Raw genomic sequence first — 24,143 nt, forward strand, 5'->3', positions numbered from 1 at the left:
GGAGGAAAAATGGTAGAATAAAGGCAAACTATAAAGAGGAGTGTCACATGACTAAAGCAAACTTTGGTGTTGTTGGTATGGCCGTAATGGGTCGTAACCTTGCCCTTAATATCGAATCTCGTGGCTACACAGTTGCCATTTTTAACCGTAGTAAAGAAAAAACAGAAGATGTGATTGCTTGCCATCCTGATAAAAACTTTGTGCCAAGCTATGATATCGAAAGCTTCGTAAACTCTATCGAAAAACCACGTCGTATCATGCTCATGGTTCAAGCAGGACCTGGTACAGACGCAACTATCCAAGCCCTTCTTCCACACTTGGACAAAGGTGACATCTTGATCGACGGAGGAAACACTTTCTATAAAGATACTATCCGTCGTAACGAAGAGTTGGCGAATTCAGGGATCAACTTTATTGGTACTGGTGTATCTGGTGGGGAAAAAGGCGCCCTTGAAGGTCCTTCAATCATGCCTGGTGGACAAAAAGAAGCGTATGACTTGGTAGCTGACGTTCTTGAAGAAATCTCTGCAAAAGCGCCTGAAGATGGAAAACCATGTGTGACTTACATCGGTCCTGATGGAGCTGGTCACTACGTGAAAATGGTCCACAACGGTATCGAGTACGGGGATATGCAATTGATCGCAGAAAGCTATGACCTCATGCAACACTTGCTTGGTCTTTCTGCAGAAGACATGGCTGAAATCTTCACTGAATGGAACAAGGGTGAATTGGACAGCTACTTGATCGAAATCACTGCTGATATCTTGAAACGCAAAGACGACGAAGGTCAAGATGGACCAATCGTAGACTACATCTTGGACGCTGCAGGAAACAAAGGAACTGGTAAATGGACTAGCCAATCAGCGCTTGACCTTGGTGTGCCATTGTCACTCATCACTGAGTCAGTATTTGCCCGTTACATCTCTGCCTACAAAGAAGAACGTGTACACGCTAGCAAGGTTCTTCCAAAACCAGCTGCATTCAAATTTGAAGGAGACAAGGCTGAGTTGATCGAAAAAATTCGTCAAGCCCTTTACTTCTCAAAAATCATCTCTTACGCACAAGGTTTTGCGCAATTGCGTGTTGCTTCTAAAGAAAACAACTGGAACTTGCCGTTTGCGGACATCGCATCTATCTGGCGCGATGGATGTATCATCCGTTCTCGTTTCTTGCAAAAGATCACAGATGCTTACAACCGCGATGCAGATCTTGCTAACCTTCTATTGGATGAGTACTTCTTAGATGTTACTGCTAAGTACCAACAATCAGTTCGGGATATCGTAGCTCTTGCTGTTCAAGCTGGTGTACCCGTACCAACCTTCTCAGCAGCCATCACTTACTTTGATAGCTACCGTTCAGAGGATCTTCCAGCAAACTTGATCCAAGCACAACGTGACTACTTTGGTGCTCACACTTACCAACGTAAAGACAAAGAAGGTACCTTCCACTATTCTTGGTACGACGAAAAATAATCTTGCTCTATGGTCAAACGAGTTCTACTAGTAGAAAATGAGAAGCAAATCGCTCGCTTCATTGATTTGGAACTTCAAAAAGAAGGGTACCAAGTTGATGTGGTCGAGGATGGAAAAGCGGGTCTGGCTTTGATTGCTGCGACCAAATATGATCTGATCTTGTTTAATTACGATTTGTCAGATATGTCTGGTGAAACATTCGCAGAGGAAATCAGTCGGATTCGCCCAGCTTCTGTTTTGATTGTTTTGGATAGCCGCGAAAAAATTGCTGAGCACAAAGAGAGTATTCAGCGCTTTGCCGTTTCCTATATGGTTAAACCCTTTATTATCAGCGATTTGGTAGATAAGATCACAGCCATTTTTAGAGGACGTGATTATATTGACCAACATTGTAGCCAGATGAAAATCCCAACATCATACCGCAATTTGCGCATTGATGTGGAACACCATACCGTCTATCGTGGGAAAGACATGATTAGTTTAACCCGCAGAGAGTATGATCTCTTAGCGACTCTGATGGGAAGCAAAGGGGTGGTGACACGAGATCAGTTGTTGGAAAGTGTCTGGAAGTACGAGAGTACAGGTGAGACTAATATTGTGGACGTCTATATCCGTTATCTCCGTGGGAAAATTGATCTACCCGGTCAAAAAAGCTATATTAAGACCGTTCGTGGGATTGGCTATGCCATGCAAGACACATTAGAATAAAATATTCGAACCCTTAGAGGGTTCGAATATTTTTATGACTCAAGGGAAACGTTTGCGTTTGGAAAGGATGGGTTTAAAAAAGGATTTGGCTAAAAAAAGATAAAAAAAGATAAAATTTAGAGAAAAAAATGAATGTAAGGCTTTACAAATTTTTAAAATGTGGTATACTAGAAACAAATTAAGCGCAAACGTTTTCTTAAAAACAAAAGCCTTAAACAATATAAGGAGGTTGAATGATGAATAAAGGATCATTCAAAAGTTTATTTAGCTTTGAATTCTGGCAGAAGTTTGGTAAGGCCTTGATGGTCGTTATCGCTGTCATGCCAGCTGCTGGGTTGATGATTTCAATCGGGAAATCAATCCCTATGATCAACCCGAATTTATCTCCACTTGTTATTACAGGTGGGATTCTCGAACAAATCGGTTGGGGGGTTATCGGTAACCTTCACATCCTCTTTGCACTCGCTATCGGTGGTAGCTGGGCCAAAGAGCGTGCTGGGGGTGCCTTTGCGGCTGGTCTCTCTTTCATCTTGATTAACCGTATTACCGGTGCAGTTTTTGGAGTTACATCTGCAATGTTGGCTGATAAGGATGCTACCGTTCATACGATCTTAGGTGGATCAATTAAAGTTGCAGACTACTTCATTAGTGTCCTTGAGGCACCGGCACTTAATATGGGGGTGTTTGTAGGGATTATCTCAGGTTTTGTTGGAGCAACTGCTTTCAATAAATACTATAACTACCGTAAACTTCCAGAAGCCCTTTCTTTCTTTAACGGGAAGCGCTTTGTCCCATTCGTTGTTATCGTTCGTTCAGCTCTTACAGCCTTGGTTTTGGCAGCCTTGTGGCCAGTGGTTCAATCAGGAATTAATGGATTCGGTGTCTGGATCGCCAACTCACAATCAACAGCTCCAGTATTGGCACCATTCTTGTTTGGTACCTTGGAACGTCTTCTCTTGCCGTTTGGTCTTCACCACATGTTGACCATTCCAATCAACTATACTCAATTGGGTGGTAGCTACCAAGTTCTTACAGGTGCTGCCAAAGGAACAACTGTATTTGGACAAGATCCACTTTGGTTAGCTTGGGTAACAGACCTTGTTAACTTGAAGAAGGCAGATCCTAGCCAATACCAACACTTGCTTCATGCGTACACACCAGCTCGTTTCAAAGTTGGTCAAATGATTGGATCATTTGGTATCTTGATGGGGGTTGTAGTTGCTATCTATCGCAATGTGGACCCAGATAAGAAAGAAAAATACAAAGGGATGCTTTTTGCAACTGCCCTTGCTACATTCTTGACAGGTGTTACAGAACCAATTGAATACATGTTCATGTTCATTGCAACACCATTGTACTTGATCTACGCCTTTGTTCAAGGTGCTGCCTTTGCAATGGCTGACTTGGTTCACCTTCGTGTCCACTCATTCGGTTCAATCGAGTTCTTGACACGTACCCCAATGGCCATCAACGCTGGTTTGGCATTAGATATCTTTAACTTTGTATGGGTAACAGTCCTCTTTGCCTTTATCATGTACTTCATTGCTAACTTCATGATTAAGAAATTCAATTATGCAACTCCAGGACGTAACGGTAACTATGAACAAAATGATGATGCCCCTGCAGGAGATGGTGCAGCAGCAGGTGCTGCTACAAGCTCAGCAAGCTCACAAGTCATTAACATTATCAACCTTCTTGGTGGACGTGCTAACATCGTCGACGTTGACGCATGTATGACTCGTCTTCGTGTAACCGTTAAGGATGCTGAAAAAGTAGGAACAGAAGAACAATGGAAAGCTGAAGGCGCTATGGGTCTTGTCATGAAAGGACAAGGGGTCCAAGCGATCTACGGACCTAAAGCTGACGTATTGAAATCTGATATCCAAGACGTTCTTGATTCAGGTGAAGTTATTCCTGAAACACTTCCTAGCCAAATGACAGCAGTTCAAAAAGCTGAAGCAACCTTTAAAGGGGTAACTGATGAAGTGCATTCCGTTGCAGATGGTGAAGTGATCAACATCGAAGATGTGAAAGATCCTGTATTCTCACAAAAAATGATGGGTGACGGATTTGCGGTTGAGCCTGAAAATGGCCACATCGTTTCACCAGTTGCTGGTAAAGTTACTAGCGTCTTCCCAACCAAACATGCCCTTGGTTTGGTAACAGATAATGGTTTGGAAGTCTTGGTTCACATCGGTCTAGATACTGTTAGTCTTGAAGGAAAACCATTTGAGGTTAAAGTTTCTGAAGGTCAAACAGTGGCTGCTGGAGACCTCTTGGTAGAAGCAGACCTTGATGCGATCCGTGAAGCTGGTCGTGAAACTTCAACAATTGTTGTCTTCACAAATGCAGATGCGATTAAATCCGTTAAGGTCGAACATACTGGTAAATTGGCAGCAAATGCGCCAGTTGCAACAGTAGAATTATAAAAGACATCGGCAAAGAAAATGAGGTTGGGGCAGTGCACCCGGCCTCTTGCCGTTTCTTGATTTGGAGAGAAGGAGAAATCAGGGGATGAAATTTTTAACATTAAATTCCCATAGTTGGATGGAAGAGAATGCTCAGCAAAAATTTGAAACCCTCAAGGAACAAATTTTGGAAGCGCAATATGATGTGATCTGTTTCCAAGAGGTCAATCAAGAAATGGGCTCAGAAGCAGTCGAAACAGATGAGTATTATCAAGCCTTGCCATCATCTGTAGCCATTCACAAAGATCACTTTGTTCGCGTATTGGTAGAAGAGTTAGCTGCTCAAGGACTCCACTATTATTGGACTTGGGCTTATAACCATATTGGCTATGATCACCTCAATGAGGGTGTGGCCGTTCTTTCGCGTCAACCCTTGAAGGCGGATGAGATTTTGGTATCCAATATGGATGATCCAACGGACTACCATACTCGTCGAGTAGCCGTTGCCCATACAAGTGTAGATGGCAAAGAGATTGCTGTTGCCAGCGTCCATCTTTCTTGGTGGGACAAAGGTTTCCAATTTGAGTGGCCACGCATTGAGAACTACTTCAGCCAAGTAGGCAAACCCTTTATTCTAGCTGGTGATTTCAATAATCCTGCCGGTCAAGAAGGGTATGAGACGATTCTATCCAGTTCCCTTAAGCTTCAAGACAGCTTTATCGAAGCTAAAGAAACAAAGGGGACTTATACTGTAGGTCCTGGAATCGATGGCTGGACGGATAATCAAGTTCCATTGCGAATCGATTACGTCTTTGCAAGTCCAGAATGGGACATCCAGCGTCTACATGTCATTTTTGATGATCAAAACAAACCCCATGTCAGTGATCACTATGGCTTAGAAGCCGAATTATCACTTTAATATAAATGGAGAGTCGAAAGGAAAACGATTTTATTCAATCGTCCTTCGACTCTTTTTTATGGATCAATGAGGAGCAAGCATAGGGGATTCTCCTGTTCTTCTGCTTTCTTTACGATTCAATTTATGGTAAAATGAAGTGTTAAAACAGTTTAAGGAGGTAGCAAATGCGTTGTCCAAAATGTGGTGGAAGTAAGTCTAGTGTGGTGGATAGTCGACAAGCTGAAGATGGGAATACCATCCGTCGTCGCAGGGAATGCGAAGAGTGCCATTATCGCTTTACTACCTACGAACGAGTGGAAGAGCGGACTCTAGTGGTCGTCAAAAAGGATGGGACACGCGAGCAATTTTCTCGTGATAAAATCTTTAATGGTATTATCCGCTCAGCTCAAAAACGGCCTGTTTCTAGTGACGAAATCGAAGAAATTGTAAACCGGATCGAGCAAAAGGTTCGCAGCCAAAGTGATAATGAAATCAACAGTGAATATATTGGTTCGTTGGTCATGGATGAGTTAGCAGATCTAGATGAGATCACCTATGTCCGTTTTGCTAGTGTTTACCGGAGTTTCAAGGATGTCGGTGAGTTAGAGACCCTCTTGAAACAAATTACGAAGGGAACCAAGAAGAAAAAGGAAAAATAGATGAAGCCCAATACGCCTTTCGCATTTTTAAAAAATAATCTTCTTCCACCGGCAGGGGCTGCATTGGAGCAGTATTACCTGCCTATTTTGGAGACGGAAACAGTAGCAGTTTATCGTTATCTGCTCGCCTCTTATGATCAGGGTGAAAAACAATATTTACTTGCTCAAATCCTCAATCACTTAAATATAGGATTTCCACAGTTGCTACTCGCCTTTGATCGCTTAATTGCTATGGGGTTGATCGATCTCTATGAGGAAGAAGTTGGGATCACCATCCAGTTACATGCTCCTCTTGCCTCAGAACAATTTTTTTCGAATGCTGTTTTCAAACGCTTGCTTGAAAAAAAGATTGGGGAAAAGGCCGTGGAGGATCTGCTCCCAGCACGCTCTTTAGGGACTAGACGGCAAGTTTCCTTCTCGCAAGTCTTTGGACTAGATGCTGGGGAGGTGACTGTTCTTCCAAGTAAGAAACAGCAGTTTGATATGGAGATGTTTAAGCGAATGATGGGGCGTGATGGACTTCGTTTTGTGGATGAAGGAGAAGCAACCCTAGCCCTCTTTGCCATCGCAGAAGAGCAACAATGGACCTGGTATGAAACTTATCTTTTAGCGAAAGAAACAGCTGTAGACCGGATTGTCTCTCCAAAGAGAATGAAGCAAAAGTTGGCTCAGGCGAGCCAAGAGCAACCACGCATGTCCTATAGCCGTCAGGAAGAAACCATTCTGAGGGAAGCTAAGGCAAAATCCAGCCTACAATTTCTAGCAGAGATTAAGAAGGCGCGCAATGCGACCATTACGCAGAGCGAACGCAAGACATTATCCAAGTTAGCTGATCTAGGCTTACTAGACGAGGTGATCAATATTATCTTGTTGTTGACCTTTAACAAGACCCAGTCTGCTAATCTCAATGAAAAGTATGCTTTGAAGGTGGGAAATGATTTTTCTTATCAAGGGGTCAACAGTGCAGAACTAGCGATTTTAAAAGTTCGAGAACGCCAGGAACAAGCTAAAGCTCAAGGAAACAAGGGGACGAGTCCTACATCAGCCAAGGGCAAGAACAGCAATGTTCCCAAGTGGAGCCAACCAAACTATCAAAATCAAACCAGTCAAGCAGAAAAGGTGGATCTTGCTAAAGAGAAACAACGCCTATTAGAAAAACTGAATCAAGGAGGTGAGTAGATGGAAAGTGTAGGTCAAACCATGTCTCACATGAACCGTGCGCGTCAATTTAACTATGAGGATTTGGTCGCACAGATCTTGGCAGACCAAGAAGTGGCTGCCTTTATCAAGGACCAGTCTTTGTCTGAACAAGAAATTCGACGGAGTATTTCAAAATTTAATCAATACATTAGTGAACGCAACCGTTTCTTATTGGGAGATCCGGATTATATTGCCAAAGGTTATAAGCCCATCCTCACCATGAATGAAGGCTATGCGGATGTCGCTTATGAGGAAACGCCAGAGTTAATCGAAGCCCAAAAACGAGCTGCGATCAACCAACGTCTCAACTTGATCAATCTCCCTTCAACCTTGAAAGAAGCGAGTCTAGCCAAGGTGGAACTCGATGATAAGGGGCGATTTGAGGCCTTTGAAGAATTAGCTAATTTTGTGGCCAACTATCCTGAATATCAAAAGGGGATCTACCTCTATGGTGATTTCGGAGTAGGAAAGAGCTACATGATGGCAGCCTTGGCTCATGATTTATCCGAAAAACGCCAGGCCTCTACTACCCTACTTCATTTTCCAAGTTTTGCTATCGATGTTAAAAATGCCATCAGTTCAGGCTTGGTCAAAGAAACCGTCGATCAGGTGAAAAAAGCCGAAATTTTAATTCTCGATGATATAGGTGCGGAACAGATGTCAGCCTGGGTGCGAGATGAAATCTTACAAGTGATTTTGCAGCACCGAATGCAGGAAAATCTCCCAACCTTCTTTACTTCTAACTTTAATTTTGAAGAGTTGGAACGTCATTTTGCAGCTTCGCGTAATGGAGATGAAACCTGGCAGGCCAAACGGGTCATGGAGCGCGTGAAATTTTTAGCCAAGGAAATCCATCTGGAAGGAGTCAATCGCCGATGAATGAAACCATCCGTTTAATGAAATCTCATTTTTCTGTTCGCCGTTTTAAGGAAGAAGCCATCAAAGAAGCTGACCTCAAGGAAATTTTATCAGCTGGGCAGATGGCATCAAGTTGGAAAAACTTTCAGTCTTATTCTGTGATTGTGGTCAAAAGCAAGGAAAAGAAAGAAGCTCTTTACGACTTTCTTCCTCAAGAAGCGATTCGCCAATCAGCCGTCTTTCTCCTCTTTGTTGGGGATTTAAACCGCGCTGGAAAAGCTGTCAAACTTCATGAGCAGGATTTCCATCCTGAAGGGGTGGACAACTTACTGATCACCTCAGTGGATGCGGCTCTAGCAGCTCAAAATACGCTATTGGCAGCTGAAAGTCTCGGCTATGGTGGAGTGATTATCGGCATGTTGCGCTACTGTTCAGAAGAAGTCGCAGAACTCTTCCGTCTGCCAGACTATACCTATCCTGTTTTTGGGATTGCTCTCGGAGTACCTAATCAGCAGCATGCAGTGAAACCACGTTTGCCATTGGAGCAGGTTGCTTTTGAAGAAGAATACCAAGAACAAGACCCATCAGTTGTGACTGCCTATGACAAGGTTCAGGCAGATTATGCTGGAGCGCGTGCAACAGACAGCTGGAGCGAGCGCCTTGCAGCTCAATTTGGTCAACCTGAACAAGAAGAGACCAAAAAACTACTAGAAAAACACAAACTATTATGAAATGAAGAGAGGCGTTCTTGAACCGAGGTCTCGCCTTTCATTAGAAAAGAGGAAATCATGGCCCTACCAACTATTGCGATTGTAGGCCGTCCCAATGTCGGAAAATCTACACTCTTTAACCGGATTGCCGGTGAGCGGATTTCCATCGTTGAGGATGTAGAAGGAGTCACTCGTGACCGCATTTATGCAACAGCTGAGTGGTTGAATCGAAAATTTAGTATCATCGATACGGGGGGAATTGATGACGTAGATGCCCCATTTATGGAGCAAATCAAGCATCAGGCAGAAATTGCCATGGACGAAGCAGATGTGATCGTCTTTGTTGTTTCTGGAAAAGAAGGGATCACGGATGCGGATGAATATGTCACTCGTATCTTGTATAAGACCCATAAACCGGTGATTCTTGCAGTCAACAAGGTGGATAACCCAGAGATGCGCAATGATATCTATGACTTTTATGCCTTAGGACTGGGCGAGCCACTACCGGTATCCTCTGTCCACGGGATCGGAACTGGGGATGTGCTCGATGCCATCATCGAAAATCTTCCGAATGACACAGAAGAAGAAAATCCAGATATCATCAAATTTAGCTTGATTGGTCGCCCAAATGTTGGGAAATCAAGCTTGATCAATGCGATCCTTGGAGAAGACCGGGTCATCGCAAGCCCTGTTGCTGGAACTACACGGGATGCCATCGATACCCATTTTACCGATGCAGATGGCCAAGAATTTACCATGATCGATACAGCCGGTATGCGCAAATCTGGTAAAATCTATGAAAACACTGAGAAATATTCTGTCATGCGTGCCATGCGTGCCATCGACCGTTCAGATGTGGTTTTGATGGTTATCAATGCCGAAGAAGGGATTCGGGAGTATGACAAGCGGATCGCTGGCTTTGCTCATGAAGCTGGTAAAGGGATGATCATTGTTGTCAACAAATGGGATACTATTGAAAAAGACAACCATACCATGAAGCAGTGGGAAGATGACATTCGTGATCAATTCCAATACCTTTCTTATGCGCCGATTGTTTTTGTCTCTGCCTTAACCAAACAACGCTTGCACAAGTTGCCAGAGATGATCAAACAGATCAGTGAGAGTCAAAATACACGGATTCCTTCAGCTGTCTTGAACGATGTGATTATGGATGCCATTGCCATTAATCCAACTCCGACCGATAAAGGAAAACGCCTCAAGATCTTCTATGCGACACAAGTGGCAACCAAGCCGCCAACTTTTGTGGTCTTTGTTAACGAAGAAGAACTGATGCACTTCTCATACCTTCGTTTCTTGGAGAACCAAATTCGCAAGGCCTTTGTTTTTGAAGGAACTCCAATCCATTTGATTGCGCGGAAACGGAAGTAGGGAATACGAGACAAATGGATCAAAGTGGAGAAGGATATTTCAAATGATAAAATGCTCATTCTTCCAACTATGAAAACAACTAAAAGTAGCGCATAAGCGTTGCTTTTTTTAATAAGCTGGTAAAATGAAGTGGAGAATAGTCAGATGCGTAGTTTCATAGTCCGGATATTCTTTATTCCTTATGCTTTTTTAAGGATGAGTAGAGTAAACTCATGAAGATCATGAGAGCTTTAGGTTTGTGTACTTATTATTTAAAATCTATCTGTATCTCTTGTTTCTCGGTTCGATCGTAAGCTTGGAGCCCTTGATCCTATTGTTGGGGATTTTATTAAAAAATAGGTCGTGTTTTTTGTCTTTTTCTGTGGGCTATCGGGATCTTTCTCCTCTCTATTTATCTATTCTGTCTATTGTTCGCTCAGACGGTTAAAAGAGAAAAATCATGGATAGCTGATTGAGGTAACTCTATTACGAAATCAGGTGAAAAGTTGGGACAATACTGTCTCAGTTTTTTTCTAAAAGTAAGTTAAAATCCTTTTAATAGTAAAATTATCTTTTCTAATTTTTTCTTAAATATGGTATAATAAAGGGATTAATCTAAGGTGGTAAACATGGCAAAATTAATTCCTGGGAAGGTTCGTTCACAAGGGAGCCTTCTCTATGAAGCTGGGAAAGTTTCCCTTCAGGAAGTAAAAGAAAAATACCTGTATTTTCGGGTGGAAGAAGAAAGCTTGCGGTACAGTTTGGATGACGATGCTGTTTTTTGTAGCTGTGCTTTCTTTCAAAAGAAAAAATTCTGTACACATCTAGCAGCTGTGGAAGCTTTTTTGAAGAATGATGACAGTGGGAAAGCAGCTCTTACAAGCCTTGAAGAAGACGCCACGGCGACTGAAGAAACGCAGGAGAAGGTCTCTTTTGGAAGTTTGTTTTTAGACCAGGTCCTTCCAAAAATCGAAAAGAAAGCAACACGCTATGTCTTATCAGCAGTCGGGCAGGAGGATGAATACTCTGGTCAATTCTTATGGACTCTTCGCATTCGTCGCTTGCCAGACGAGCGTTCTTATGTGATCAGAGATGTGCTAGCTTTTTTGCAGACCCTTCAGAAAGAAGGCCACTTTGCAATTGGCAAAAGTTACTATGAACCCATTTCTTACTTAGAATTTGATGGGCCTAGTCAGGATGTGATCAATTTCCTACAAGGCTTGGTCACAGATAGTGGCTCGAAAGAGCAAGATTTCTTTCCCAATGCTGGGCGCCATCTTTATTTTCCACCGACTCTCTTTGAAGAAGCTGTAGAATTACTAATGAATTTGGATTCCTTCCTCTTGCAATACAGCATGTATGATTTTTCTGAAGTCTATTTTCAGGATGTCCATGGGGAGGAAGATCTCTTTCATTTTCAGGTGGAAGACCATGGTGATTTTTACGAATTGATCATTACTGAGCCACAAGTGAAGGTTGTCGAGTCTGCTGTTTACCTGTTTCGAAATGGTGTCTTCTATCACCTGACGCCCCAACAGCGAACCCTATGGAAGGCGATTCAAGACTTACCAATGGATCAGGATCGCAAAAAACGACTGCATTTTGATCCAACGGATCAAACAAAGCTTTCCTATAGTTTAAAAGAGTTCAAAAAACTGGGGCAAATAACAGCTCCGACCAGCTTTTTAATCCACGATTTCACTCCAGAATTTCATTTTGATCTAGCACAGGACCAGACTGTTTTACTGGATGTTGTCTTTCAATACCAGGATCGTGTGGTGACCACGCGTGAGGAACTCCTTAATCTTCCTTATTCCAGTGATTTCGATAAGGAGCAAGAAGTCTTTTCAACCATGCTAGCAGCAGGTTTTACAGACGACTTTTCTTCCCAAAGAAGTCCGTTATCAAGTGAGCAAATCTATCCGTTCTTTCACCAACAGATCCCGGCTTTTGAAGCCTTAGGAGAGGTTACCCTCTCTGATAGCCTTTTAGATCTTTATCAAGTGGAGCGTCCAAAAATTGATGTTAAAACCAATGGCAGTCTACTGGAGATCGGTTTTGACTTTGAAAGTGTGGATCCAGCCGAAGTGGACCAGGTCCTCAAAGCTCTAGTAGGGCAAAAAGACTATTTTGTCAGCCATACAGGTAAAGTTCTTGTCTTTGATGAAGAAACCAAGAAAATCAGTCGAGCCCTAGCAGATCTGCGGGCGAAAATGAGCAAGGGTGGGAAACTACAAGCCCGCCGGATTGCCGCTTATCAGCTATCTGATTTGTTGGCAGATCAAGACAATGTTCATTTTTCAGAAGAATTTCGAATTTTAGCTCATGATTTGACTCATCCAGAAGACTTCCAACTCCCTCAGATGACAATCCAAGCGACCCTAAGGGATTACCAAGAAATAGGGGTCAAATGGTTCTCCATGTTAAATCATTATGGTTTTGGTGGTATTTTAGCGGATGATATGGGGCTTGGGAAAACCCTGCAGACTATTTCCTTCTTGACCAGTGTTGCAAAAAAAGAAACTAAAATCTTGATTCTAGCTCCATCTAGTCTCATCTACAATTGGAAACAAGAATTTTCAAAATTCGCTCCTCAGATGGAGGTGGCGGTCGTCTATGGTCTCAAGCAGCACCGAGATGAACTCATCGCAACCAATCCACAGGTAGTTATCACTAGTTACGCGTCTTTCCGTCAAGATGTGGAGGAATACCAGAAGAATCAGTATGAGTACTTGATTCTAGATGAAGCCCAGGTCATGAAAAATGCCCAAACCAAGATTGCCCAACACTTACGTGGCTTTGAGGTTCCGCATGTGTTTGCCTTATCTGGGACACCGATTGAAAATCATGTGGGAGAACTCTGGTCTATTTTCCAAATTGTCCTTCCAGGGCTCTTCCCAGCTAAAAAAGAATTTCAAAAGTTGAGTCCTGAGACTATTGCGCGATTTGTCAAACCTTTCGTCATGAGACGGAAAAAAGATGAAGTGCTCCAAGAATTACCGGACTTGATTGAAACAATCTACCACAATGAATTGGATGAAAGTCAAAAAACGATCTATTTGGCTCAATTAAAACAAATTCAAGATCGGGTTCGAACCTCTAGTGAGGAAGAACTAAATCGGAGCAAGGTGGAAATTCTCTCTGGTCTCATGCGCCTTCGCCAAATCTGTGATACCCCCGCCCTCTTTATGGAAGACTATCAAGGAGATAGTGGGAAATTGGAGAGCCTTCGAGATCTTTTGGGTCAAATCAAGGATGGCGAACACCGGGTTTTGATCTTCTCTCAATTTAGAGGCATGCTGGATATCCTAGAGCAGGAAATTGACCAGCTTGGCATGACCTCCTTCAAAATCACGGGATCCACTCCGGCCAAAGATCGTCAAGAAATGACCAATGCCTTTAATGCAGGTGAGCGTAATGCTTTTCTCATTTCTTTGAAGGCTGGAGGAGTCGGTTTGAACCTCACGGGAGCCGATACCGTCATCCTAGTCGATTTGTGGTGGAATCCTGCAGTGGAAGACCAGGCTATTGGACGTGCCCATCGAATGGGACAGGAACAAAATGTTGAAGTTTACCGTATGATTACTCGTGGCACGATTGAAGAAAAAATCCAGGAACTTCAAGCATCTAAAAGACACTTGGTCTCAACAATTTTAGATGGAACGGAAACACGGTCCAGCTTATCTGTTGAGGAAATTCGTGAGATTCTTGGAATTCCGTCAGAATAGCTTGAAAAATTCTGTGAATAGTTTATAATTAATGGAGTGTCGAAAGGAAGAAAGCATGACAGAAAAATATTTTCCTCAAGTAGGGGATAATGAGTTGATGTTAAAAGAGATGCCCCACATGAACCTGTATGATGAAACAGACTTGATTAGTAACATTACAGGCGACTATGTGGATAAAAATTATTTGGAATGGCAACCGATTGCTGAAAACACCAAACCTAAGCATCCTTACCATCAACCACTAGAAGAGCCCCTACCGAAAAGACGGCCAGTAAGAAAACCTGATTTTAAAGAGCCGATTGATAAAAAAAGTCCTGCCAACCGTTATGCAGAGGAAGCGAGAGAGCGTGCGCGTGAAGATCTGAAAAAGAAACGCACAGCCCCCTATCTGACAACGGATCCAGCAGCTACTACAAGTAAGCGGAAAAAACCGTTTATTTCAGAACGGAAACCTGGTCAGCCAACGGCTCCCTTCCAAAAGGAAAATCCGGGTGAATTATTGAAATATAGCAAACGATTACGACAAGATCAGTTGATCCTTGCAGAGTTCGAATCTGCAGGAGAACCAGAAGTGGCAGAACCGACTGAAAAGAAAAACAATTATGATTTCTTAAAGACTAGCCAAATATACAATAAAGATCAGCACAAGTTGAAACCACAGCCAATCAAACAAGAATTGGATTTAACCCATCTAGATCAAGAATAAGGAGAAAACATGTCTAATACATACCATTTTATTGGAATTAAAGGAGCAGGGATGAGTGCTTTAGCCCTCATGCTTCACCAAATGGGACATACGGTTCAAGGGTCAGATGTTGAGAAGTATTACTTTACGCAACGTGGCTTGGAACAAGCAGGAATTCAAATTTATCCATTTGATGTGAAAAATTTGGAAGGCGACAAGATCCTCATTGCTGGGAATGCTTTCCGTCCAGATAACAATGTGGAAATTGCTTATGCAGATGAGCATGGCCTAACCTATAAACGCTACCATGAATTCCTTGGTGAATTTATGCGTGACTTCGTCAGCATGGGGGTTGCCGGAGCACACGGAAAAACCTCAACAACAGGGATGCTTTCGCATGTCTTATCAAATATCACTGATACCAGTTATTTGATTGGTGACGGGACAGGTCGTGGCTCTGCAGCAGCCAAATACTTTGTATTTGAATCAGATGAGTATGAACGCCACTTTATGCCTTACCATCCGGAATACAGCATCATCACCAATATTGACTTCGACCATCCAGACTATTTCACGAGCTTGGAAGATGTCTTTAATGCCTTTAACGATTATGCCAAACAAATCAGCAAAGGCCTCTTCATCTACGGAGAAGACAAAGAATTGCGTCGGATTACCTCATCAGCACCAATTTATTACTATGGTTTTGATAAGGAGACGAACGATTTTGTGGCAAGCAACTTGCTTCGTTCAACGACTGGTTCAACCTTCAACGTTCATTTCCGTGGAGAAGATTTGGGGCAATTCCATATTCCAACTTTTGGTCGCCACAACATCATGAATGCCACAGCAGTCATTGGTTTGCTTTACATTGCAGGATTTGACTTAGATTTAGTCCGCGAGCATTTGAAGACCTTTGCTGGAGTGAAACGTCGCTTTACTGAAAAAGTAGTCAATGGAACAGTGATCATCGATGACTTTGCGCACCATCCAACGGAAATTATTGCAACCTTGGATGCAGCCCGTCAAAAATACCCAAGTAAAGAGATTGTGGCTATTTTCCAACCACATACCTTTACACGGACCATTGCCTTGTTGGATGAATTTGCTGAAGCCTTGAATCAAGCAGATGCTGTTTACTTGGCACAGATCTATGGTTCTGCACGGGAAGTCGATCACGGCGATGTGAAAGTTGAAGATTTGGAAGCAAAAATTGTCAAACGTTCAGCGATTATTACAGCTGAGAATGTTTCTCCTCTTCTTGACCATGATAATGCAGTCTATGTCTTTATGGGAGCAGGAGATATTCAAACCTATGAATACTCATTTGAGCGTTTATTATCTAGTTTGACACATAGTGTACAATAAGAGATGATTGAGTCTGGAATCGATTGGTTCCAGACTCAAATTTATCTGTCCACTGAAGGAGTATGAGATGAGGAAAGCAGGATGATGATTCGATCAATCACCCCAGCTGATCAAGAACAGTTGCTGTTGCTAGAAGAAGAACTTCATGACAATGAAGAAAAGAAGCACAAGGCCACTCTTGAGGAAGCGCTAGGTTCGAAGGAAGCCATTTCTTTGCTTGCAGAGCAGGCGGGGGATGCTGTGGCTTACTTGTTGGCGACAGAAGACCAGCCTTTAAAAGGAGACCTAATTGTATTGCGACTAGCAGTGAGAGCAGCCTTTCAAGGTCAAGGCTATGGCTCTATTTTGATCGCTGCTTTAAAGGATCTAGCTGTTCAAAAGGAAAAGGAAGCCATTTGGATCGATTGCCCAGAAGACTTGCTATCTTATTTTTCCCAGCAAGGATTTCGAGATGAAGCTGAGTCTGATCGAGGTGTCCATATGGTTTGGGAACGATAGAAGGGGTAAATGATGAAAGAAAAGATTCACATTAGACAGGCAGAGCTGCAGGATTTGGATGCCATCGAGCGTATTGAGCTTGAGAATTTCTCAGAAGAAGAAGCGATTGCGCGTGAGATTTTAAAAGATCACATCGAAAAGATTCAAACGACATTTCTTGTAGCAGAGTGCCGAGGTCAGATTTTAGGCTATTTAGAAGGACCTGTTAGACTGGAGCGCTATTTGATCGATTCCTCTTTTTCAGAGGTTGAAGATCTAAGTCAGTTAGAACAGGGCTTTATTTCCATTACGAGTCTATCCATTGCTAAAGAAGCTCAAGGACTGGGAGTGGGAACCCTTTTGCTTGAAGCGATGAAAGAGATTGCGTTGAAAGATAATCGCCAAGGGATCAATTTGACCTGTCATGATTATTTGATTCCTTATTATGAAAAGCAAGGATTTACCAATGAGGGTCTCTCAGAATCCCAATATGCGGGTGAAGTTTGGTACAATCTGGTCTGGGAAAATGAAAAACTTGATTAAATAGGTATTTTGAAGAAGAAGAGCGATTTGTATTGCTTTTCTAAATCTTTTAAGATATAATATTAAGGATTATGATGAGGGAGGTCAATTATTTGACTGATAAATCACAAGACAGTGAGAAGTTATTAAGCTTCAAAGAGCAGATCCTCAGAGACTTAGAAGAGGCCAATGAGCAACTTCTAAAAATCGAAAAAGAGTATGATCTACCTGATCGAAGTATTGAAACCCCTTCTTCACTGAAAGAGGAGGAAGAAGCAACACTACCTCCAAAAGTAGAAGAATCTGCGTTGGCTCCCAAAGAAGAACCAGTGGAGCCGGTAAAGGCGACTCCTGCTGTGGAAGAAAAGGGTGAGCGTATAAAGCCTGCTAAAAAAGAACCAAGTCAGGAACCGGTAGAGGAAAGCTTATCGCGCTCTTCTCGTAACCAGCGCCAACAAAAACAAAAGAAACAAAATAAAATCGCTAAACGAATTGTGCGGACAGTGGTCAGCCTTTTGCTGATTGTGATCGTGGCTACAGGGATCTTTGCTGTGACCTATATCCATTCAGCTGTCAAGCCAATGGATAAAAATGCAACAGAATTCGTAACGGTTGAGATTCCAGCAGGTTCAAGTAATCGTGAGATTGGCGCGATCCTTGAGAAAAAAGGACTCGTGAAAAATGGTCAGTTCTTTAACTACTATACCAAGTTCAAGAACTATAGCAATTTCAAATCTGGTTATTTCAATTTGCAAAAGAGCATGGATCTAGAAACCATCATCCAAAAACTGCAGGAAGAGGGAACCAAAACTCCTCAAGCTCCAGTTCTTGGGAAGGTGACGATTCCAGAAGGCTATACGATCGATCAGATTGCGACGGCTATCACCACCGATGTCTCCACTAAGAAGGCAGGCAAGACTCCATTTAAGAAAGAAGATTTCTTGAAGGCTGTCCAAGACGATGCCTTTATTGAGAAGATGGTGGCCAAATATCCTAAGCTCTTGGCGAATCTGCCAAGTAAGGATTCTGGTGTTCGCTACCGTTTAGAAGGTTATCTCTTCCCAGCAACTTATAACTATGGGAAAGATACCACAGTGAAAGAGATGATCGATCAGATGCTTGCGGCAATGGATCAAAACTTAAGCCCATACTATGAAACACTTGAGAGCAAGAACATCAATGTAAACGAAGTATTGACTCTTGCTTCCTTGGTTGAAAAAGAAGGGGCGACGGATCAGGACCGCAAAGATATCGCGAGTGTCTTCTATAACCGTTTGAACCAAGATATGCCTTTGCAAAGTAATATTGCAATTCTTTATGCCGAAGGGAAACTTGGTCAAAAGACGACCTTAAAAGAAGATGCAACGATCGATACAGAGCTGGATTCACCTTATAATATTTATAAGAATACCGGCTTGATGCCTGGCCCAGTGGATAACCCTGGAGTATCAGCGATCGAAGCGGCGGTGAACCCAAGTAAGACCGATTACTTGTATTTTGTCGCAAATGTCGAAAATGGTGAAGTTTTCTTCGCTAAGACATACGAAGAACACAATAAAAATGTTGAAGAACACGTCAATAGTAAATTGACACAAGCAAGTTCAAACTAGAAAAAGCATGTGGCGCGTCCACAGCTTTTTCATTCAAATAATAGAAAGAGAAGAATAATGGCAGAAAAAACATACCCAATGACCCTAGCAGAAAAAGAAAAATTGGAACAAGAATTAGAAGAATTGAAATTGGTCCGTCGACCTGAAGTGGTAGAACGGATCAAGATCGCTCGTTCATATGGTGACCTCTCAGAAAACTCTGAGTACGAAGCAGCAAAAGATGAACAAGCTTTTGTGGAAGGTCAAATCTCTAGCTTGGAAACAAAAATCCGTTATGCGGAAATCGTCGATAGTGACGCTGTTGCAGTAGACGAAGTAGCGATTGGAAAAACCGTTACAGTTCAAGAAGTTGGCGAAACAGATGAAGAAGTATACAGCATCGTTGGTTCAGCAGGGGCAGATGCCTTTGCAGGAAAGATTTCTAACGAAAGCCCAATCGGTCACGCTTTGATTGGTAAGAAGACAGGTGACGTTGTCACTGTTGAGACACCAGCTGGAAGCTACCAAGTGAAAATTTTGAACGTAGAAAAAACAGCGTAACTATAAAACGCAAGCCCTCCAAGAGGGCTTGTTTTTTTGTGCTCTTAATCTTTTTGTGAGAGTGAAAATTCTTTGCTGACTGAACGATATCAAAAAAAGCACTTGAACCTTGGGTTCAAGTGCTACTGTATACCGCTAGAATTAGTAGTTTGTACTACTTTCTATTGCGTTGTTTTCCTGCATTGCGGTTGTTTTTTGGTTTGTGTTGGATTTGTGTCGTTGCAGTAGGTGTGACATCTTTTTTCACGCGGTGACTAGTCGCTTTTGGAGGATTGTTTTTGTATTCCTCAGCGACGCGCTTGCGAAGATTTGGACGAATCAAGTAGTTGATGACAAATTGTTGGATAATTTGGATCACCCCACCGACTACCCAGTAAAGAGTCACTCCGGCTGAAGAGATCAATGAGAAGACACCGATCATAATCGGACTCATCAGTGATGCTTTGCGCATGCTTTCCTTTTGGGTTTCATCTTCAATTCCATGAAGAGAGAGCATACTTTGGATATAGTAAAGAACTGCTACGATTGCTGTCAAGAGCAAGCTTGGTTTGCCGAGAGCAATGCCAAGGAAGCTACTATCTGCTACCCCTTTGGTGTGTTGAGCTGCAAAGAAGAGAGCTGAGAAGAATGGCATTTGGATCAAGAGTGGCAAACACCCAACTCCACCAAACATGCTAACTCCATTTTCACGTTGAGCAGCCATTAATTCCTGTTGCGCCAATAGCTTTTCTTCTTGTGTGCTAGCGTTCTTCATGCGCTCTTGGATTGGCCCAAGGATAGGTTTTAAGTAGTTCATCTTTTCAGATTGGTAGGTTGCCTTCCATGATTGGTACAAACCAAGTGGCAAGATGATTAACCGCACGATCAAGGTGACGATAATAATCCCGATCCCAAAGCCCAAGCCAAGGTTGTTGGCAAAGAATTTGATGGCTTCGCCCATCGGACGGCCAAGAAGATTCCAGATCAATCCAGTCGGATTTCCAGTTTTCCGATCGACACTCACGCATCCTGACAAGAAGACAAGCGAAGCTAGTCCCATCGATGCAAGTAATGCAAGTTTATTTTTTTTCACAAATAGTTCCTTCTTTTTTAAAATGTTACCTTTCTATTCTACTGTTTTTTTTTAAAATACACAATAGTTCTCTAGTCTTAATTTGCAATTTTAAAGTCTGTATAGTTTTCAAAGTTTGCGAGCGTAACATCTAAATAAGTTACATGTGCAAAAGGTGTAGGACCTTTGCGAATTTCTTGAATGAATTTGGCCATTTGGCTACTAGACTCTGCCTGGGCCAGAATGCCAACCGTTCCGTCGTCATTATTCCAGACACGGCCAGTAATCCCACCGATCTCTAAAGCAAGACTGTACACTCCCCAGCGAAAGCCAACCCCTTGAACCCGTCCTTGGGCAATCATTTTTACCTTTTGCATGTGCGACCTCCTTGACTCGAAGAAATCTATCTGAGGCATGATTTCTTCTTTTTCTTTGTGCTATAATAGTTCTATGAATATTATAACGTCTAAATCCAATAATGTAATCAAAAATGCTAAAAAATTACATCAAAAAAAATACCGGACAGATTCTTATCTCATTGAAGGCTGGCATCTGTTTGAAGAAGCAGTAGAAAATCAAGCGAAGATTCAGCAGGTCTTTGTTTTAGAAGCCTATTTAGACCGGGTAGAGGACATCCAAAAAGTCACCGTCGTGACTCCGGAGATCTTAAGTCTCTTGGCAGATTCGAAGACTCCGCAAGGGATTGTCGCAGAGATCGCTCTGGATCAGCCAGAGCTTCCGGATCAGCTTCAAGGACGCTTCCTCTATTTGGAGGATGTACAGGATCCTGGCAATGTAGGGACGATGATTCGAACAGCAGATGCAGCAGGTTTTGATGGCGTCATGCTTTCGAAAGCCTCCGCAGATCTATACAGTCTCAAGACCCTTCGATCCATGCAGGGCAGTCATTTCCATATTCCTATCTGGAAACTGGATCGAGAAGAACTATTGGAGCGAGCTGCGCAATCTCATCTAGCAGTTCTCGCAACGACGCTTTCAGAAGCTTCCATTGACTACCGTCAGCTTTCTCAGACCGATCAGTTTATTCTGGTTATGGGGAATGAAGGAAATGGCATCAGCCAGGAAATGGCGGCACAAGCAGACCAGCTGGTTCATATTCCTATGCCAGGTCGGGCCGAGAGTTTGAATGTTGCAGTGGCAGCAGGAATTTTGATGTTTTCTTTAAGGAAATTTTGAGAAAAAGAAGTATACTTAACCTGTAAGAAGAAGTTGATGGAGATCTTATTGGGAGAGCTTATCAACGAAAGGTGGTTATCTTATGCAATATCATCGTGACAAAGAATACATGACCTATGTAGGCCATCTGATCCAGCATCCTAAGGTTCAAAAATTAGCCGACATTCCCCACCATATTCATTCCAATCGTTTGGAGCATTCCATTCATGTTAGCTATACTAGTTATAAATTGGCAAAAAAATTTGGCTGGGATGCCAAAAGTACGGCTCGGGGTGGGCTCTTGCATGACCTCTTTTACTATGATTGGCGCGAGACCAAGTTTACCAAGAGTCACGCCTGGATCCATCCCCGCATCGCCGTGAGAAATGCGCGAAAGATTACAGATCTCAATGCCAAGGAAGAAGACATCATCATTAAACACATGTGGGGAGCTACCCTTGCCCCGCCTCGCTACAAAGAATCCTTCGTAGTGACCATGGTGGATAAATACTGGGCTGTTAAAGAAGCTTCAGAACCATGGCGTAAAAAGATGGCTAAAAGGAGATTTTTTCATCGAAAAATGTTAAAATCGTAGTAAACAAATTTGAAAGGAACTTGTTAATATGTATAATGATTCAGTAATCCAAGAACAAAGTGGATTGAATGCTTTTTATAACAAAATCTACTCATTAGTTGGGATCGGTGTGGGGATTTCAGCCCTTGTGTCTGGCCTGATGATGACAGTCTTTCAAGACTTCTTCGTACAAATCTTGACAACCGCACCAATGGTTTACTACGCAGCAGTGGTTGTAGAATTGATCTTGGTCTTTGTTGCAAGTGGGAAGGCTGTTAAAAATAGCCCGTCTGCTCTTCCGATCTTCTTGATCTACTCAGCTTTGAATGGCTTTACCTTGAGCTTTATCATTGCTCGCTACATGCAAGCAACTGTCTATAAGGCTTTCTTGGTCAGTGCCTTGATGTTTATTGTCATGGGAGCTATCGGACGCGTCGTGAAAAAAGACCTGTCTGGAATGGGACGTGCCTTGATGGGAGTCTTGATCGGTGTGATCATTGCTTCTGTTGTGAACATGTTCTTGAGAAGTTCTGGAATGGACTATATCTTGAGTATTATCTCTGTCTTCCTCTTTGCAGGATTGACAGCTTGGGATAACCAAAAGATTCGCTTTGTCTATGATCAAACAAATGGTCAACCTGCTACAGGTTGGGCAGTAGCGATGGCTTTGGAACTTTATCTTGACTTTATCAACCTCTTTATCAGCCTTCTTCGTATCTTCGGAAGAAACGACTAATCAAAGAGAGATTGAGCTGGGGCAGTTGCCTCGGCTTTTTTTGTCTTTCGACTTGTGCTATACTAATAGTGACTAAAGAATAGAAATGAGCGCTTATGAAAACACCCTTTGTAACCCGTGAACAATTAGAAAGTCTGACCCAAGAATTTCCTACCCCTTTCCATCTCTATGATGAAGCAGGAATTCGTGAAACGGCTCGTGCTCTCCATCAAGCTTTTGCTTGGAATGAAGGTTTTAAAGAATACTTTGCCATCAAGGCGACTCCTAACCCATCGATCCTAAAAATTTTGCAAGAAGAGGGCTGTGGTGTCGACACCGCCAGCTACGTGGAATTGTTAATGGCGGATAAACTGGGCTTTAGTGGAAAAGAGATCATGTTTTCTTCTAACAATACGCCAGCAGATGAATTTGTCTATGCTAGAGAATTAGGGGCAACGATCAATCTGGACGCCTATGAAGACATTGCTTTCTTGAAGTCTGTGACTAGCATTCCCAAGGTCATTTCTTGCCGCTATAATCCTGGTGGAGTTTTTGAACTGGGAACCGATATTATGGACAATCCTGAAGAAGCCAAGTTTGGAATGACCAAGGAGCAATTGATCCAAGCCTTTATCGAGTTGAAAGAACTAGGTGTGGAAGAGTTTGGCATTCACGCTTTATTAGCTTCTAATACTGTATCCAACGACTACTATCCAGAGCTAGCGCGTCAACTTTTTGAATTAGCAGTAGAAGTCGTCGAGAAAACAGGTGTCCACTTGGGCTTCATCAACCTTTCTGGTGGGGTTGGGGTCAATTACAAGCCAGAGCAAGAACCAAATGATATTGCCATTATTGGGGAGGGCGTACACCGCGTCTTTGATGCGATTCTCAAACCGGCAGGACTTGGTCATGTGAAAATCTATACCGAGCTTGGTCGCTTTATGCTGGCTTCACACGGCCTCTTAGTAACCAGAGTGACGCATAAAAAGAAAACTTACCGGACTTATGTCGGGGTTGATGCTTCAGCTGTGAACCTTCTTAGACCGGCTATGTACGGTGCTTATCACCATATTACCAATATGGATCGTCCAGAGGAACTGACTGAAGTGGTCGATGTCGTGGGAAGTCTCTGTGAGAATAACGATAAATTTGCCAAACAACGAGAACTACCTGTGACGGAGATTGGAGATTTGCTCGTGATCCATGACACTGGAGCCCATGGATTTTCAATGGGGTATCAGTACAATGCTAAGTTGCGTTCAGCAGAAGTTTTGCTTCAAGAAGATGGGCAGGCCCGTTTGATTCGTCGCGCAGAAAAACCAGAAGATTATCTTGCGACACTCTACGGCTTTGACATTGAAAAATAAGCGATTGTCTGATATAATGATAGTTATGTAAAAATAATGGATCGGAGAAAAT

Annotated in this window: 22 protein-coding genes; 20 read left to right on the forward strand and 2 right to left on the reverse strand. The window is 42.7% G+C overall.

Features of this window, described 5'->3' with window-relative positions; genetic code table 11:
• Positions 1-47 precede the first annotated feature (47 nt).
• The 16 genes from gndA to greA all read left to right on the forward strand — a co-directional run bounded on the left by gndA (position 48) and on the right by greA (position 19,208).
• Positions 48-1,472, forward strand: coding sequence for an NADP-dependent phosphogluconate dehydrogenase (gndA, locus tag SM123_RS02915; protein ID WP_320909795.1), 1,425 nt, complete (start codon positions 48-50; stop codon positions 1,470-1,472).
• A 9-nt stretch (positions 1,473-1,481) separates the two neighbouring features.
• Positions 1,482-2,180, forward strand: coding sequence for a response regulator transcription factor (locus SM123_RS02920; RefSeq protein WP_049492430.1), 699 nt, complete (start codon positions 1,482-1,484; stop codon positions 2,178-2,180).
• Positions 2,181-2,413: 233 nt separating this feature from the next.
• Positions 2,414-4,609 (forward strand): PTS transporter subunit IIBC, encoded by a 2,196-nt coding sequence (locus tag SM123_RS02925; protein WP_118095474.1) that lies wholly within the window; start codon positions 2,414-2,416, stop codon positions 4,607-4,609.
• Between the two features lie 85 nt (positions 4,610-4,694).
• Positions 4,695-5,507 carry an endonuclease/exonuclease/phosphatase family protein gene (locus SM123_RS02930; protein ID WP_049492433.1) on the forward strand — a complete coding sequence of 271 codons (813 nt, stop codon included), beginning with the start codon at positions 4,695-4,697 and terminating at the stop codon, positions 5,505-5,507.
• A gap of 164 nt (positions 5,508-5,671) precedes the next feature.
• Positions 5,672-6,145 (forward strand): transcriptional regulator NrdR, encoded by a 474-nt coding sequence (gene nrdR, locus SM123_RS02935; protein WP_003005476.1) that lies wholly within the window; start codon positions 5,672-5,674, stop codon positions 6,143-6,145.
• On the forward strand, positions 6,146-7,324 hold the full coding sequence (locus tag SM123_RS02940; RefSeq protein ID WP_049492437.1) for a replication initiation and membrane attachment family protein: 1,179 nt from the start codon (positions 6,146-6,148) through the stop codon (positions 7,322-7,324). It begins immediately after the preceding gene.
• Positions 7,325-8,224, forward strand: coding sequence for a primosomal protein DnaI (dnaI, locus tag SM123_RS02945; protein ID WP_003008404.1), 900 nt, complete (start codon positions 7,325-7,327; stop codon positions 8,222-8,224).
• Positions 8,221-8,934 carry a nitroreductase family protein gene (locus tag SM123_RS02950; protein WP_049492441.1) on the forward strand — a complete coding sequence of 238 codons (714 nt, stop codon included), beginning with the start codon at positions 8,221-8,223 and terminating at the stop codon, positions 8,932-8,934. The genes dnaI and SM123_RS02950 overlap by 4 nt, the downstream gene beginning before the upstream one ends.
• A 57-nt stretch (positions 8,935-8,991) precedes the next feature.
• Complete coding sequence (gene der, locus SM123_RS02955; protein ID WP_031575509.1) at positions 8,992-10,302, forward strand: ribosome biogenesis GTPase Der; 1,311 nt, start codon at positions 8,992-8,994, stop codon at positions 10,300-10,302.
• 608 nt (positions 10,303-10,910) lie between these two features.
• Entirely contained in the window at positions 10,911-14,009 is a 3,099-nt protein-coding gene (locus SM123_RS02960; protein WP_320909796.1) for a pilus expression-regulating Snf2 family helicase, read from the forward strand.
• Positions 14,010-14,064: 55 nt separating this feature from the next.
• A complete protein-coding gene (locus SM123_RS02965) occupies positions 14,065-14,715 on the forward strand; it encodes a divisome accessory protein ZapJ (protein WP_155167424.1) in 651 nt (216 codons plus the stop codon).
• Positions 14,716-14,724: 9 nt separating this feature from the next.
• Positions 14,725-16,059 (forward strand): UDP-N-acetylmuramate--L-alanine ligase, encoded by a 1,335-nt coding sequence (gene murC, locus SM123_RS02970; protein WP_003005130.1) that lies wholly within the window; start codon positions 14,725-14,727, stop codon positions 16,057-16,059.
• Positions 16,060-16,140: 81 nt separating this feature from the next.
• Positions 16,141-16,557, forward strand: a complete 417-nt coding sequence (locus SM123_RS02975; RefSeq protein ID WP_155167428.1) for a GNAT family N-acetyltransferase — start codon at positions 16,141-16,143, stop codon at positions 16,555-16,557.
• Positions 16,558-16,569: 12 nt separating this feature from the next.
• On the forward strand, positions 16,570-17,079 hold the full coding sequence (locus SM123_RS02980) for a GNAT family N-acetyltransferase (RefSeq protein WP_173019372.1): 510 nt from the start codon (positions 16,570-16,572) through the stop codon (positions 17,077-17,079).
• A gap of 59 nt (positions 17,080-17,138) precedes the next feature.
• Positions 17,139-18,668, forward strand: coding sequence for an endolytic transglycosylase MltG (gene mltG, locus SM123_RS02985; RefSeq protein ID WP_438271749.1), 1,530 nt, complete (start codon positions 17,139-17,141; stop codon positions 18,666-18,668).
• A gap of 57 nt (positions 18,669-18,725) precedes the next feature.
• Positions 18,726-19,208, forward strand: coding sequence for a transcription elongation factor GreA (gene greA / locus SM123_RS02990; RefSeq protein ID WP_003005389.1), 483 nt, complete (start codon positions 18,726-18,728; stop codon positions 19,206-19,208).
• A gap of 154 nt (positions 19,209-19,362) precedes the next feature.
• Here greA and yidC read toward each other — a convergent pair whose 3' ends face one another.
• Positions 19,363-20,280: a membrane protein insertase YidC gene (yidC, locus tag SM123_RS02995; protein WP_003008377.1), complete on the reverse strand. Its 918-nt coding sequence runs from the start codon at positions 20,278-20,280 to the stop codon at positions 19,363-19,365.
• A 77-nt stretch (positions 20,281-20,357) separates the two neighbouring features.
• Positions 20,358-20,636 (reverse strand): acylphosphatase, encoded by a 279-nt coding sequence (locus SM123_RS03000; RefSeq protein ID WP_023918900.1) that lies wholly within the window; start codon positions 20,634-20,636, stop codon positions 20,358-20,360.
• 73 nt (positions 20,637-20,709) lie between these two features.
• Between SM123_RS03000 and SM123_RS03005 the strand changes: the two genes are divergently transcribed.
• The 4 genes from SM123_RS03005 to SM123_RS03020 all read left to right on the forward strand — a co-directional run bounded on the left by SM123_RS03005 (position 20,710) and on the right by SM123_RS03020 (position 24,091).
• Positions 20,710-21,456, forward strand: coding sequence for a TrmH family RNA methyltransferase (locus SM123_RS03005; RefSeq protein WP_155167432.1), 747 nt, complete (start codon positions 20,710-20,712; stop codon positions 21,454-21,456).
• Between the two features lie 82 nt (positions 21,457-21,538).
• Positions 21,539-22,030: an HDIG domain-containing metalloprotein gene (locus SM123_RS03010; protein ID WP_003005617.1), complete on the forward strand. Its 492-nt coding sequence runs from the start codon at positions 21,539-21,541 to the stop codon at positions 22,028-22,030.
• A gap of 28 nt (positions 22,031-22,058) precedes the next feature.
• Positions 22,059-22,745, forward strand: coding sequence for a Bax inhibitor-1/YccA family protein (locus SM123_RS03015; protein ID WP_320909797.1), 687 nt, complete (start codon positions 22,059-22,061; stop codon positions 22,743-22,745).
• A gap of 95 nt (positions 22,746-22,840) precedes the next feature.
• Entirely contained in the window at positions 22,841-24,091 is a 1,251-nt protein-coding gene (locus SM123_RS03020; protein WP_155167434.1) for a diaminopimelate decarboxylase, read from the forward strand.
• Positions 24,092-24,143 lie beyond the last annotated feature (52 nt).

The sequence above is a fragment of the Streptococcus sp. S5 genome (assembly GCF_034134805.1).
Taxonomy (GTDB): Bacteria; Bacillota; Bacilli; order Lactobacillales; family Streptococcaceae; genus Streptococcus; species Streptococcus lingualis.

What these genes read in the sequence shown, in the direction of transcription:
- gndA (WP_320909795.1), top strand. Translation starts at nt 48, where the DNA reads ATGACTAAAGCAAACTTTGGTGTTGTTGGTATGGCCGTAATGGGTCGT.
- SM123_RS02920 (WP_049492430.1), top strand. Translation starts at nt 1,482, where the DNA reads ATGGTCAAACGAGTTCTACTAGTAGAAAATGAGAAGCAAATCGCTCGC.
- SM123_RS02925 (WP_118095474.1), top strand. Translation starts at nt 2,414, where the DNA reads ATGATGAATAAAGGATCATTCAAAAGTTTATTTAGCTTTGAATTCTGG.
- SM123_RS02930 (WP_049492433.1), top strand. Translation starts at nt 4,695, where the DNA reads ATGAAATTTTTAACATTAAATTCCCATAGTTGGATGGAAGAGAATGCT.
- nrdR (WP_003005476.1), top strand. Translation starts at nt 5,672, where the DNA reads ATGCGTTGTCCAAAATGTGGTGGAAGTAAGTCTAGTGTGGTGGATAGT.
- SM123_RS02940 (WP_049492437.1), top strand. Translation starts at nt 6,146, where the DNA reads ATGAAGCCCAATACGCCTTTCGCATTTTTAAAAAATAATCTTCTTCCA.
- dnaI (WP_003008404.1), top strand. Translation starts at nt 7,325, where the DNA reads ATGGAAAGTGTAGGTCAAACCATGTCTCACATGAACCGTGCGCGTCAA.
- SM123_RS02950 (WP_049492441.1), top strand. Translation starts at nt 8,221, where the DNA reads ATGAATGAAACCATCCGTTTAATGAAATCTCATTTTTCTGTTCGCCGT.
- der (WP_031575509.1), top strand. Translation starts at nt 8,992, where the DNA reads ATGGCCCTACCAACTATTGCGATTGTAGGCCGTCCCAATGTCGGAAAA.
- SM123_RS02960 (WP_320909796.1), top strand. Translation starts at nt 10,911, where the DNA reads ATGGCAAAATTAATTCCTGGGAAGGTTCGTTCACAAGGGAGCCTTCTC.
- SM123_RS02965 (WP_155167424.1), top strand. Translation starts at nt 14,065, where the DNA reads ATGACAGAAAAATATTTTCCTCAAGTAGGGGATAATGAGTTGATGTTA.
- murC (WP_003005130.1), top strand. Translation starts at nt 14,725, where the DNA reads ATGTCTAATACATACCATTTTATTGGAATTAAAGGAGCAGGGATGAGT.
- SM123_RS02975 (WP_155167428.1), top strand. Translation starts at nt 16,141, where the DNA reads ATGATGATTCGATCAATCACCCCAGCTGATCAAGAACAGTTGCTGTTG.
- SM123_RS02980 (WP_173019372.1), top strand. Translation starts at nt 16,570, where the DNA reads ATGAAAGAAAAGATTCACATTAGACAGGCAGAGCTGCAGGATTTGGAT.
- greA (WP_003005389.1), top strand. Translation starts at nt 18,726, where the DNA reads ATGGCAGAAAAAACATACCCAATGACCCTAGCAGAAAAAGAAAAATTG.
- SM123_RS03000 (WP_023918900.1), bottom strand. Translation starts at nt 20,636, where the DNA reads ATGCAAAAGGTAAAAATGATTGCCCAAGGACGGGTTCAAGGGGTTGGC.
- SM123_RS03005 (WP_155167432.1), top strand. Translation starts at nt 20,710, where the DNA reads ATGAATATTATAACGTCTAAATCCAATAATGTAATCAAAAATGCTAAA.
- SM123_RS03010 (WP_003005617.1), top strand. Translation starts at nt 21,539, where the DNA reads ATGCAATATCATCGTGACAAAGAATACATGACCTATGTAGGCCATCTG.
- SM123_RS03015 (WP_320909797.1), top strand. Translation starts at nt 22,059, where the DNA reads ATGTATAATGATTCAGTAATCCAAGAACAAAGTGGATTGAATGCTTTT.
- SM123_RS03020 (WP_155167434.1), top strand. Translation starts at nt 22,841, where the DNA reads ATGAAAACACCCTTTGTAACCCGTGAACAATTAGAAAGTCTGACCCAA.